This window comes from Bacteroides sp. HF-162 (assembly GCF_015679285.1).
In the GTDB taxonomy this organism is placed as follows: Bacteria; Bacteroidota; Bacteroidia; order Bacteroidales; family Bacteroidaceae; genus Bacteroides; species Bacteroides uniformis.
Map to the genome: position 1 here is coordinate 2324323 of NZ_CP064937.1, position 12265 is coordinate 2336587.

Annotated in this window: 11 protein-coding genes; 8 read left to right on the forward strand and 3 right to left on the reverse strand. The window is 40.7% G+C overall.

Annotation, left to right across the window (positions count from 1 at the left end; translation table 11 throughout):
* Positions 1 to 48: 48 nt before the first annotated feature.
* Positions 49 to 1485 carry a Na+/H+ antiporter NhaC gene (gene nhaC / locus ITJ87_RS09380; protein WP_117966802.1) on the reverse strand — a complete coding sequence of 479 codons (1437 nt, stop codon included), beginning with the start codon at positions 1483 to 1485 and terminating at the stop codon, positions 49 to 51.
* Positions 1486 to 1653: 168 nt separating this feature from the next.
* Positions 1654 to 2829: an MFS transporter gene (locus tag ITJ87_RS09385; RefSeq protein WP_117966799.1), complete on the reverse strand. Its 1176-nt coding sequence runs from the start codon at positions 2827 to 2829 to the stop codon at positions 1654 to 1656.
* 823 nt (positions 2830 to 3652) lie between these two features.
* On the opposite strand from ITJ87_RS09385, the gene ITJ87_RS18670 reads away from it, so the two are divergent.
* Both ITJ87_RS18670 and ITJ87_RS18675 read left to right on the forward strand, forming a co-directional pair.
* Positions 3653 to 3955 carry a hypothetical protein gene (locus tag ITJ87_RS18670; RefSeq protein ID WP_226791135.1) on the forward strand — a complete coding sequence of 101 codons (303 nt, stop codon included), beginning with the start codon at positions 3653 to 3655 and terminating at the stop codon, positions 3953 to 3955.
* A gap of 382 nt (positions 3956 to 4337) precedes the next feature.
* On the forward strand, positions 4338 to 4604 hold the full coding sequence (locus ITJ87_RS18675) for a helix-turn-helix domain-containing protein (protein ID WP_226791137.1): 267 nt from the start codon (positions 4338 to 4340) through the stop codon (positions 4602 to 4604).
* 320 nt (positions 4605 to 4924) lie between these two features.
* On the opposite strand, the gene ITJ87_RS09395 is transcribed toward ITJ87_RS18675, so the two are convergent.
* The gene (locus tag ITJ87_RS09395) at positions 4925 to 5935 is read right to left on the reverse strand and encodes a kinase (protein WP_117966796.1); all 1011 of its coding nucleotides are present in this window, start codon (positions 5933 to 5935) and stop codon (positions 4925 to 4927) included.
* A gap of 1036 nt (positions 5936 to 6971) precedes the next feature.
* Between ITJ87_RS09395 and ITJ87_RS09400 the strand changes: the two genes are divergently transcribed.
* The 6 genes from ITJ87_RS09400 to ITJ87_RS09425 all read left to right on the forward strand — a co-directional run bounded on the left by ITJ87_RS09400 (position 6972) and on the right by ITJ87_RS09425 (position 12202).
* Positions 6972 to 7247 carry a hypothetical protein gene (locus ITJ87_RS09400; protein ID WP_021862420.1) on the forward strand — a complete coding sequence of 92 codons (276 nt, stop codon included), beginning with the start codon at positions 6972 to 6974 and terminating at the stop codon, positions 7245 to 7247.
* Between the two features lie 490 nt (positions 7248 to 7737).
* Complete coding sequence (locus ITJ87_RS09405) at positions 7738 to 8325, forward strand: metallophosphoesterase (RefSeq protein ID WP_021862421.1); 588 nt, start codon at positions 7738 to 7740, stop codon at positions 8323 to 8325.
* On the forward strand, positions 8322 to 9089 hold the full coding sequence (locus ITJ87_RS09410; protein WP_024987109.1) for a metallophosphoesterase: 768 nt from the start codon (positions 8322 to 8324) through the stop codon (positions 9087 to 9089). The genes ITJ87_RS09405 and ITJ87_RS09410 overlap by 4 nt, the downstream gene beginning before the upstream one ends.
* Before the next feature lie 13 nt (positions 9090 to 9102).
* Positions 9103 to 10416 carry a hypothetical protein gene (locus ITJ87_RS09415; RefSeq protein WP_141412036.1) on the forward strand — a complete coding sequence of 438 codons (1314 nt, stop codon included), beginning with the start codon at positions 9103 to 9105 and terminating at the stop codon, positions 10414 to 10416.
* Between the two features lie 199 nt (positions 10417 to 10615).
* Positions 10616 to 10936 carry a helix-turn-helix domain-containing protein gene (locus tag ITJ87_RS09420; RefSeq protein ID WP_021646388.1) on the forward strand — a complete coding sequence of 107 codons (321 nt, stop codon included), beginning with the start codon at positions 10616 to 10618 and terminating at the stop codon, positions 10934 to 10936.
* Between the two features lie 3 nt (positions 10937 to 10939).
* A complete protein-coding gene (locus ITJ87_RS09425; RefSeq protein ID WP_141412035.1) occupies positions 10940 to 12202 on the forward strand; it encodes a type II toxin-antitoxin system HipA family toxin in 1263 nt (420 codons plus the stop codon).
* Positions 12203 to 12265: the final 63 nt, after the last annotated feature.

Consider the following 12265-nt stretch of genomic DNA (forward strand, 5'->3'; position numbering starts at 1 on the left):
TTAGGTTTAAATAAATTGTTCGTTATAAGTTTATTGCAAGAACAATGCCTATCCAGGATTGTTCACCGGTTTTTTAATTATTTTATATCCGATAGCAGCAATAAAGATACTCATTACCGGACTGATAAGGTTGAAGAAGCAATAGGGAAGGTAGGTCAGTGTGGGTACACTCAAAATGGTAGCTTGCGTCATGCCGCAGGTGTTCCATGGGATAAGCGGGGAGGTAACGGTAACGGCATCTTCCGTGGTACGGCTAAGTAGCCGGCTTTCGTAGCCTTTCTTTGCGTAAACGTTGCTGAACATGTTTCCGGTGAGGATAATGCTGATGTACTGGTCTGCCGTGGCAAGGTTCAGGAACAATCCGGAACATACGGTGGATGCTACCATGCTGGCTGTATTCTTCATGAAGCGGACGAATAGGGAAGTGATGCTTCCCAGCATGCCGCTTGCCGTCATGGCTCCGCCGAAACACATGGCGCAGATGATGAGCCAGATGGTATTCATCATTCCTGCCATACCTCGTGTGGCAATCAATTCTGTCAACATGTCACTGTCAGTTTGTAGACTGGTACTGCCATAGAATGTCATCATTATCCCTTTGAACATATTTCCACCTTCCGCTATCTCATTCAGTAGTCCCGGTTGGAAGATGAAGGCGAATATCCCTGCCAGCAGAGTGGAGAGAAAGAGTGTGATGATGGAAGGCACTCTCCGGGCAATCAGTATTCCCGTAATCACGGGAACAGTCAGTAACCAGAAAGTAATGTGGAATTTGGCGTCCAGTGCTGCCGTAAATTCCGCGATCTGTTGTGTATTGTTTGTTTCGTGTGTGAGCCCCATTACTGTAAAGATGACAAGGGTGATAAGGAGAGAAGGGACGGTGGTAATCATCATATAGCGGATATGGCTGAATAGCGGTGTGTCCGTTACGGATGAGGCAAGGACTGTGGTATCCGATAACGGTGAAATTTTGTCTCCGAAATAAGCTCCTGAAATGATGGCACCGGCTATCCATCCCTCTTCAAAACCTTGTGCCTTACCTATGCCCAAAAGGGCGATACCGATGGTGGCGATAGTGGTCCATGAACTTCCCGTCATTACTGATACCAATGCACAAATAATGCAGGTAGAAGCAAGGAAGAAATTCGGATGGATAATTTGCATACCATAATATATAAGGGTAGGTACCACCCCACTTATCATCCATGTGCCGCTCAAAGCACCGATAATCAATAGAATAATGATAGCTGTGGCAACACCTGAAATGTTGTTGGTGATGGCAAGTTCATAATCTTTCCAAGGGATGCGGTAGAAAGCCATGCCGATAAAGACACACATGCCAGTGGTGGCAAGCAGGGAAATCTGGCTTCCTCCACTCAAGGCGTCACTTCCGAAAGTATGGATGGTGGCAAACAGCATTCCTACGAGAAAAGCGATGGGAAATAGAGAAACGAGTGGAGAGGGTATTTTCTTTGCTGAATTCATTGGGTTGTTTTTGACTATGCTTGGTTGACAAATCTATTATCAATCTGCCGTTTATAGTTTGATGCGGCAAAGGTATAACAATTCTGTTTAATATCTTTCTTATCCTCTGTATGACAAATAAAAATTATCAAATCTTTGCGTTTGCTTGGAAAAATGATAGTATCCTTGTTATTTCTTGCTGTAAAGGGTGATGGACAACGATATTATTGTCAAAATAACGCCGGTGCCGACCACGCCACTCCATCCCCAAGTCTGCCAACTACTTCCTGCAAGGAAGGTACCCAAAGAGCCGCCGATAAAGTAAGTGGTCATGAAAATCGTATTTACCCGATTGGAGGCAGATGGGCAGATGTCGAAAATACTGGTCTGGTTGCTGAGTTGGATACATTGCATGCCTATGTCTATAAGAATGACACCGGTAATGATACCTGCATAGTTGTTTCCGCAGAAAAAGAGCGAGCCCCATGCAAGCAGAATCATTCCGCAACCGATAAAGTTGAAATTGCGTATGCCTACCTTTTTTACATATTTTCCTACAAAAGATGCGGTTAAGGCTCCGGCAATACCGCAGAGCCCTAGTATGCCGATGACGTCGCTGGATGCATGGAACGGGGCTTCTCCCATTTTGAATGCAAGGCAGGACCACATGGCAAGGAATGAGCCAAAGGCCAGTCCCGCACGTATCGAGTAGATTCGTAGAGAGGGGTATTCTCTTACTAATGAGAAAAGAGACTTCATCAGCCCGGAATATTTGCCTTGGAAAGTCGGTTGTATGTCTGGTAGTACCTTTAATACAATGATGGCGCATAGTAACATCATTCCGGCGGCGATGAAGTACATTTCACGCCAGCCAAGCACTTCACCCACAAATCCGCTGACAACACGTGATGCAAGTATTCCAGTCAGTAATCCTGAGATGACGACACCTACATTCCGTCCCTTGTTTTCGGGGTGTGAGAATTGCGAGGCAATCGGTACAAATATTTGGGGTATCATGGAGCAGATGCCGGTGATGAGTGATGCTGCCCAGATGATGTAGATGTTCGGTGCCAGGGCAATGGCTAGAAGGGAAAATATGAGTAGGAAGAAATTCGTCAGGATGATATTCTTGCGTCTATAGAGGTCTCCTAATGGAACGATGAACAATAATCCCAGCGCATATCCGATTTGTGTAACCATGGCAATGAGGTTCGTTTTGAATTCAGAAACTCTCAATTCATGCCGCATGATATTAAGCAGGGGTTGGTTGTAATATAAGTTGGCTACGGACACGCCAGCTACGATGGCAAGTGTCCAGAGTATATGTGCCGGTAATCCTCCGTTTTCTTTCAAGTCTCGTTTCATGCTGCAAAGATAATGTCTTTCTGTTTCATGGGCAAGATATGTGAGTATGATAAGAATATGTGTGAAGTGGTATCATCTTTTTAATCTTTCCGTTTGTTATACTATTATTTTGTTTGAAAATAATTGATTGGGGTTATCTTGGATAAGCAGAATATTGTATTGGTACTTAAAAATACGTTGGGTATGGAAAATGAATGGTTTAGAGAGTTGCTGGGTATGAAATGCAGGTGGACGGAATGTAGGCTCTGCTAGCAAACGAGGGTTGGTAAGGTGAATTTGATGATTCAAGGAGCCTGCCGTTCCCCCATTAGACCGCCTCCTGATGACATACTTGGGATTATCCTGCTATTGACTGAAAACTCGGGTATATATTAGTAGGAATCATTATTACTTAAATTTATAATAGTATGAAACATTTATCGATAATAATAATAGTAGTGTCATTATTCATTTTCCTGCTGTCCATCGGCGTATATCATAAGGTTCCCTGGTCTGTTCTGCCAATAGTGGCTAGTGGAATCTGTATATTATGTTGGCTTTTGTTCCATTTGCTCTGTATCAGTGAAGAAAGAGATTTACTGAAAGAGGGAAATCAGTATTTCATTGATACCTTTCAAAACATACGTAATCCCATTTCTTTGATTAAGACACCGTTAGAGGCAGTTACGAAGGAGACTGTCCGGAAGACATAAAGAAGGAACTGGCTGTTGCACTTCATCATATAGGCGGGTTGGAGCAGCACTTGATAGCGTTAATGGAGTTGAAACGACTATTTGGCAATTCTAGTAGCCTGGTAGTTGCAGAACATGAAATCGGCGCATTTATGAGGAAGAAAGTGTCTTTTTTACAGTCTCATGTGGCCGGGTTGCAGATGAAGCTGGATTTGGTTCCGGATTTTGACTATGCAAGCGCTTGGTTTGATCCGGGAAAGATATCTCCGGTTGACCGGTTTGTATTGAGTGCCATCGAGTGTTCTCTGCCGGAAACGCACCTCTCGATGCAGGTTTTGTTGAAGGGGGATTACTGGGCAATCAAGATTAAGGACACAGGCAACAAGCGATTTTTGAAATGTTGCAGATGGTACTCGTCGCGGCTTCCTATTCTGCGACCTCTGCATGGCAAGTAGTATGGCATGGGCGGTGTGTTTTTTGACAAGTTGATGAATATGTGTGACGGGAAAATACTGACTTTGGAAAAGGAGGCTCTGTTTCGATTTCCCATAAGATGTTCGTGTGCGGTTTCGGGGGTGTATACATTCTTAAATATTCCGGACACTTTTCAGGTGAATGAGTCGGAAATGGTTTTCCATGGTTTCTCGAAGAAAAAAATATGGATTAGACCTTTAGTGATACTTGCGGATAATGACAAGGGATTCAGGGATTATCTTGAGAAACGTTTATCGGAATGTTTTGTAGTGAGGAGCTTTGATGACGGTCAGGAAGCATTGGAGGTAATATGTGAAGAGTATCTGGATTTGGTGATTTTTGAATGAAGTGAAGCTTTACATTATGGAGAATATGGATAAAGAGGATTTGACAGTAGATGATATTGCCTCCAGGATGTGCATGAGCCGGATAACCTTTTATAATAAGTGGAAGTTGTTGATGGGAGAAGCACCCAAATATTTGATTTCGAGAATCAGGATGGAGAAGGCACGGGAACTTTTGGAAAGCGGAAAATTTTCTGTGACCGTGGTTGCTGAAATGGTGGGTATGCGAAATCTGAAAAACTTCAGTATAAGGAGTATTTTGGAAAAACACCGAAGGAGTTTATGAAAAAAGTATGATATTTACTTGAAAAAAACTTTCATAGAAAGGCTGTCACATATTAGATAATGGACAGCCTTTGTTTTGAAATGGGAGATAGGAAAACTGGACATCCTAAGCTAGCTATAAAGGAAAATCTCTCATCGTTTTCGCTTTGGGGATAACTGGGTATATATGATTAGCTTTACTTGCTGATGCAAAATTTGAAAATTAAATAGTCATATTGTTGTATGATAGATAGTTATTACATAAAATACACTCTTTTAAGCAACAAACAAGCAACAAAACTTCTCTAAATTGCATAGATGATATTTTGTTTCTGAAGATATTCATTGCCTTCTCAATCTTTTATCAACTAAAGCCAGATATTTTAACCCCGTTTGATCTATTATATTTTCAGGTTTTTCAATTTTACATGCTGAATGGATAGCATTTAGGAAGCCGGGGATACCTAAAACAGGACTGGCTAGTAATCCTATTCCTGCGGAAATAGTTCCACATATTGTTCCAAAAATGATATCACCTATATGGCTTTCATTCATCCTTGCGGATAGTTCTTCTTTAGCCATTTTCATATCCTCAAGAGTTATTTTGAATAATGGTGATTCCGGAGTAATTGTTGGATTTAGAACTAATAGTTCTACTTTGTTACTGAATGCTTTTAATAAATCACGGTACTTATCTTTAAATTTTCTAAGATTGATCAAATCTATTTGTTTAGGATATGGTATCAGATTCTTGAGTATCAAATCTCTCTTATATTGTCTTGTTCGTAATTCAATATCTTGGTTTCGTATGTATGTTGTAGCGAAGCTATAGTCAATTTTGTCTGTAGTTGGCTGGAAATCAATTTTATTGGCAATTACTGAGGTCAAAAAAGTCATAAGTTCATTGGCAGTTTTCTTTTCTACATTATACCAATTGTTATCTATCCTTTCTGCCAATCCCATTTGAGTGAGCTCATGAAAAATCTCAAAATCAAACTTATCTACGTGTAATTTATTACCATTTTTTTTCAATGAAAATTTCTCAGGATGAATATGGCTAGTCCCGAATTTGTTATGTGAAAATCTTCGTCTTTGTATGATATCTCGGTTCTGAGTTAAATATTCCATAAACATTTTTGAAACTTCCCAAGGATGTTCAAGAACATCCATAGGATTAATTGGGTGGATTAGTTCATTTTGAATTACCTCCCGCATAAAAGGCTCATATTGTTCTGGTTCATAGAAATATTGAGTCGGTACTATAGAACTAATATTGTCATAGTAAAGCAGAGCTCGTATAGCCCAATCAGTGTTAGGCAGATTTATGTATGGATAGTATAACAGATTGTTCATGGTTTTCAGAATTATTTATGTACAAATATAACAAAATATGATAATTAGTTTACTTTTTTACAATGCGATTACATTTGTTTTGTTGCTCAAATATTTCTAAGTAACAAAATAAGATTGTATATTATTGTTGTTTGGCGTTAATTAGTCGATTTATACCTATTTATACTCCTGGATGGTTTTGATTTTAAAAGGTGTAAGTGGTCGATTGTTAGTGTATTATGTAGCTTATTTACCGATGCAGCATATTATATTGGCTGATTATCAGTAGTTTACAGCTTAAAAGATAGACCGCTCAAAAATTTACTTGTTTTTTCGTCAAAAATCGAAGATTTAACACTTTTCTTCGTTGCCAATCTCAAAACAGAGGGAAAATGGGGAAAATTACCCTCTTTTGCCCCGAAACCTCCGGTTCGCAAAGATAAGGCATATCGGGGATAAATTCGCCGATTCGGGCTGCAAAATGAAAGACGGATTCACGGATTTTTGGATTGCCTTTTGTGGCTTGGCAAGGAGTGAATCTTGTTTTGCTTTGAGTTGTATTTTGCTCAATCTACACACTTAGGTTACTCATATTTTGCAGCCAAAAGAGAAAGTCTGTAGGTCTGGTTCGGCTTGGTCTTGGCGAAGCCATTTCTTTTTCTCCCTTTGTTAGCTTTACTTTAATGCACGTATATATGAATACGGAGATAAAGTAAAGTTGGTTTCGGTGATTTATGCTGTGATTCGCTTGAAAAAATGTCGTATAATGGGAGTGATTCGTTGGAAAAGGTGTAACGAATCCGATTTATTCGCTTGAAAAAGTGTAGAGCTGTTATATTGTGCTTGTCTGAGCCTTCATAATTTACAACTCAAAATCTCTGTAAATTATACCTTATCTGATATAATATCGAATATTTGTACCAACTTTATACCCGGAAAGGTATAAAGAGATTCTGCGTCATCAAACTGAATAACATTCAAAGGTATAATTCTATGGATATATTAAGTCTCACCAAAGTAACATCATCGTTCATCCTAACTTTAATAGAAAGAGACGATGGACAAAAGAAACAAATTTTGGAGACGCCAACAAATGGCTCGTGTGTTTAAGGCTCGCATGATTCTTTATGCCGCTTATGGTCATTGCATCATTCGTGAGGATGGAAGCTATTATGAGCATCCCCGTTGGTTTGAATTGGCAAAAGAGAAATGGGCACAAGTTTACAAAACAACAGGTACTCCGTGTAGCTGTTGGATGTGCAGGGGATTCGAATATGACCGCAAGGAGTATAAGAAAGAGACTCGGCGGATTATTCGGGAATCAATGGAGTGAGCTAAATGATAAGGAACTGAATCTGTGTATTAATTGCATAGGTTCAGTTTTTATTATGCGGCATATAGGCAAAAGGTTACGTGGATTTTCTCAGAAAGCGATGTGTGATATGGAATTTATTTGCTAATTTTGCGCTGAGTTTGAAACGATATAAAAACTAACAATGCAAAGAAATAGAATGAACATATTATCGAAGGTCACAATTTGGGGTAACAAACGCCCTGAATCTGTATTGTGTGTTCATGTCTTTGGCATTGAACCTTGTATTATAAATACTTTCCAACGAAGAACATAGCATGGTGTAGTTTATTCTACCCCTGATTGAAAATATAAACTGAATAGTTGGAGAGTCTTTACCGAACTTTCCAACTATTTTGTTTTTATACCCATTTGTGACAGTTATCTTACGATGCTTTTCTGTCATTTCCGTCTGATGGGTGATTGACAAACAGATTATTAACGTGCAGTGATGCACATAAATTGAGAAGAAATGAATTATAAATTTGATGGCAGTAAAGTATTTTTTACATCTGATACCCACTTTTATCACGGAAATATCATTCGTTTCTGCAACAGACCTTTTGAGGATGTGGAAATGATGAATGAAACGATTATCTCCAATTGGAATAATACAGTTGGCTTGGATGATACTGTTTTTCACTTGGGTGATTTCTGTCTGGGCGGTTCAGCTGAATGGACTAAAATTCTTGATAGATTGAATGGCAAGATATATCTGATTCTCGGCAACCATGATTTAAAGAACTTGAGGCAGGGGTATGTCGATAGGTTTGAGCATGTGACCATGCAGATGCATATAGAAGTGGATAAACAGAAGATATATTTGAATCACTATCCGTTTCTGTGCTTTGATGGCGGCTATAAAGATGTATGGCAACTGTTCGGCCATGTGCATACGAGGAAGAATAACACTGGAATTGATGCAGCCCGGCTTCAGTATCTCTATCCTACACAATATGACGTAGGTGTTGATAACAACAACTTTATGCCGGTTTCATTTGCACAGATGAAGATAATTATTGAAAAACAAGTTGAACAATTAAAAATGAAAGAGCAATGAAGATACAATACATGAGCGATTTACATCTGGAGTTCAGGGAGAACAGCAGATATTTAAAGCATAATGAATTACCTGTTACCGGTGACGTGCTGGTTTTGGCTGGAGATATATTCTATCTTAGGGATAGGATAGCTCCTATGATGAAATTCTGGAAATGGGCTTCGGATAATTACAGGCAGGTTCTGATTGTTCCCGGCAATCACGAATACTATAATTATTCGGACGTGATGGAACGAGGGCTGCAATGGAAGTGGATGTTCCGTGAGAATGTAGGGTTCTATCAGAATCAGGTAATCCGTATCGATGATACCGATTTTGTCCTGAGTACGCTATGGTCACGGATTAACCCGAATGACGAGTATTTCGTGTGGAAAGGTATGAATGACTTTCGCCAAATCAAATTTGACGGAAAATTGCTACAGGTAGAGGAATTCAATCGGATGCATGAGACCTGTATTGATTTTATCCGGAAAAGTGTCGAAGAGAGCACGGCTGGTCATATTGTGGTGGTTACTCATCATTTGCCTACTTTGGAGGTGATTGATCCACAGCACAAGAACTCCGTACTGAATAGTGCATTTGCTAGCGAATATGGTGATTGGATTGCCAACAGTCGGATAGATATTTGGATTTATGGACATTCACATACCAATATAGACACAGAGATTGGTAGTACAAAAGTAATCTGTAATCAGATGGGATATATTTTTGCGAATGAGCACATTGTGAATGGGTTTGATCCGAAAAAGCATGTTGAAATTTAATGAGCATTAAGCAATGGATGAAAGAATAATAGATAGAAAACTCTTTATTGATTTGGCAAATGAGGTTGGCTTGAACGCTTCGCATATAGAAGCAATGGGTGAAATGCGTCATTGTGAAATCACAGTTAGCGGCAATATGCTGGAACGTCTAGTTGAAATTCAGCATCAGTTCGAGCGATTTGCCGTAATGGGAGATGATGAGTACCGTGGCTTCTACATTGAGGTGCCACGCCCCACTTCTGAGGAATGGGGTGATGTCGAGGAACTGATTGCTTCGGGAGAGTATCAAAGCAAAGATGCGTTCCTTGCGGACTGGCTCGCATTCAATCCAACGGAAACGCAGTGGTTTCATATCGCCTCTTATAGATACGAAGAGTTCCGGTCGATTCGCATTACAGACCGAAAACATACGCATTTCGTCATAACGAATCGCTCCTCTTGTGCCGAAGGAGAATCAGATAACGGATGGTATCAGGATTCCCTTGCCCGACTTTTCTGCTATTTGCAGAGGCTGGTTGATGTTATTGTTGCAAATCCTGATGGGTTCAACGACTATGTGGCGCACAATCTGCCGTGCCAGCAACGGATTGGGCGGATTGCACGAAAGGAACTCAATAGGATAGCTCCGAGCTTTAAGATTAATGTGGAAGATCGGGAAACAGCGATAAAGGCTTTGGAGGATTCTGCGAAGGAACATTCCGCACTTCATCTGAAGACTATGACCATTCGGCAATATTGCACATATTATCGTATCGCTAACGAGGCTTATGAGGCATACTACCGGAAGCGAAGTATTGGAAATCGTCTCTACGAAGAACAACCGAATATCCCGGAAGAACTGCGAGATGTAGTCTATTACAAACGAGTGAAATTCGTAGATGTAGATAAACTCTATGACATTGACAGCCCGGAGGATTTTATACGGTTTGCAACAGACCACTATGGCGAGTTGGGGTTTTCGCGCTTGAACATCATTGCATCGAAGGTGCCACAGCAGGGTTGGATGATAGTTGTTTCTAATAGCTACTCGGCAAATGTCGAGCTGGCCATTGAGGTTGCCACTGCTCTATATAAGGTCGGAGTGCCATTATTGATTCGTGATGCCGAGAAACTTTTGAGGATTCTGCGCGAAGAAGATTATGTGCGGTTAATTCCTAATACGTACCATAACTATATGGATTATCAGGAAGAAGGTACTGTTTACGAACTGCCGTGGGAATACGAATGCTCAGACGATAGTGAATCGGATTTGACTTTGGAGCAATACAATGCGATTGTTTCTCTTGCGGAATGGCAGGATGAAGAATTGGTGAAACCCATCGAGTGATGCTTAAATTGAAGAAGCTGGCTTTTATCTTGACTATAATCATAGATAAAGGTAGAAGTCTGCTTCTTTGAAATCTCTATTTTGGTAGCAAAATCAGTATTTAATAGTCGTATCTTTTGAATTTGTGATTTTTGCGTCCGCAATATATCATTAAATAGGTAAAAAGTAATATCTTTGCATATTATATGATAAGTTGATTATGGCTAAAAATACAATGGGAACCAAGTTGCCCCGAAAGTTGGAGCAGAAAATGTCAGTTGTGGGAGAGCAGATTAAACTGGCTCGCTTGCGCAGGAATTTGAGCGTAGCTCAGGTGGCAGAACGTGCCACCTGTTCTCCGTTGACTGTGTCCCGAATAGAGAAAGGTGCGCCGACTGTGGCAATCGGAATTTATTTGCGAGTGCTCTATGCTCTGCAACTGGACGATGATATTCTGTGGCTAGCCAAAGAAGATAAATTGGGAAAAGCCTTGCAGGATTTGAGTTTGAAGACAAGGGAACGTGCCTCAAAAAAGGAGTAAACGATGAAGATGTTATATGTTTATGCCGATTTTGACTGGCTCAACGAGACAGAACTCGTTGGCGAGTTAGGCTATGAATCTCTTCGTGGCTCGGACAGCTATTGCTTTACCTTCAGCGATGAATGGCTGAAGAAACACGGAGATTTATTTCTGAGTGATGACCTCAATAATTATCCGGGACAGCAATATACGCAACCGGAGAAAGATATATTCGGATGTTTCTCGGATGCTTTGCCGGATCGTTGGGGACGAACGCTGTTGTTGCGACGTGAGCAGATTGCTGCGATGGAAGAGGGGCGACCGGTACGGAGACTATCTTCTTTCGATTTTTTGACTAGTATCGATGACTTTTCCCGAATGGGTGCTTTCCGTTTCAAGGAGTTAAAAGACGGAGGATTTATAAATGTAAGTGAGTTGTTGAAAATCCCACCTCTGGCGGATATAAGGGAGTTGATTGCGGCCAGTGCGGAAATTGAGAAAAGTGAAGAGGGGAATGTCCTGCCTGACAGGAAATGGGTTGCCCAACTCGTGCAGCCCGGTTCTTCATTGGGAGGTGCAAGACCTAAAGCCAGTGTGATAGACACGGATAAAACGCTTTATATAGCCAAGTTCCCTTCTCGCAAGGATGATTATGATGCCGGACTTTGGGAGCATTTCAGTCACCTTCTTGCTGCAAAAGCCGGTATAAATGCCGCAAAGACCAAAGTGCTGGCAACCGGAAAGAAATATCACACGTTGCTTTCTCAACGCTTCGACAGAACCCAAGAGGGGAAACGGATTCACTTTGCTTCTGCAATGACTTTATTGGGACTCAATGACGGTGACAATGCAACTACAGGGCATGGTTATCTGGATATAGTCGATTTCATAATCCAGAACTGCACGAATGTGGAAGAGAATCTGCAGGAACTCTATCGCCGTGTGGCTTTCAATATCTGCATTGGTAATAGCGATGATCATTTCCGTAATCATGGTTTTCTTTTGACTGCAAAAGGTTGGACGCTTTCTCCTGCATATGACATGAACCCTACTTTGAATGAGTATCAGAGTCTGCTTGTCTCATCAACCTCCAATAAGGCAGAACTGGGTATTTTGCTGGATGCTTGCGAAGACTATATGCTAAACCGTACAACAGCAGAAAAGATTGTTGTTGAGGTAACTGAAGCTATAAAAGGATGGCGAGAATTGGCAACACGATTGGGGATTTCCAAGAGAGAGATGGATATGTTTGCCGGAGTGTTGGATGAGCGATGTAAGATGGAGTAGTTTCAGTTAGATGAGTTTATAATTGTAATAATGATTTTGTATAACAATAATTTAACATTGTAA

Coding starts and splice junctions, on each gene's coding strand:
- nhaC (WP_117966802.1), bottom strand. CDS start 1,485: ATGAATTCAGCAAAGAAAATACCCTCTCCACTCGTTTCTCTATTTCCC.
- ITJ87_RS09385 (WP_117966799.1), bottom strand. CDS start 2,829: ATGAAACGAGACTTGAAAGAAAACGGAGGATTACCGGCACATATACTC.
- ITJ87_RS18670 (WP_226791135.1), top strand. CDS start 3,653: ATGAGGAAGAAAGTGTCTTTTTTACAGTCTCATGTGGCCGGGTTGCAG.
- ITJ87_RS18675 (WP_226791137.1), top strand. CDS start 4,338: ATGGAGAATATGGATAAAGAGGATTTGACAGTAGATGATATTGCCTCC.
- ITJ87_RS09395 (WP_117966796.1), bottom strand. CDS start 5,935: ATGAACAATCTGTTATACTATCCATACATAAATCTGCCTAACACTGAT.
- ITJ87_RS09400 (WP_021862420.1), top strand. CDS start 6,972: ATGGACAAAAGAAACAAATTTTGGAGACGCCAACAAATGGCTCGTGTG.
- ITJ87_RS09405 (WP_021862421.1), top strand. CDS start 7,738: ATGAATTATAAATTTGATGGCAGTAAAGTATTTTTTACATCTGATACC.
- ITJ87_RS09410 (WP_024987109.1), top strand. CDS start 8,322: ATGAAGATACAATACATGAGCGATTTACATCTGGAGTTCAGGGAGAAC.
- ITJ87_RS09415 (WP_141412036.1), top strand. CDS start 9,103: ATGGATGAAAGAATAATAGATAGAAAACTCTTTATTGATTTGGCAAAT.
- ITJ87_RS09420 (WP_021646388.1), top strand. CDS start 10,616: ATGGCTAAAAATACAATGGGAACCAAGTTGCCCCGAAAGTTGGAGCAG.
- ITJ87_RS09425 (WP_141412035.1), top strand. CDS start 10,940: ATGAAGATGTTATATGTTTATGCCGATTTTGACTGGCTCAACGAGACA.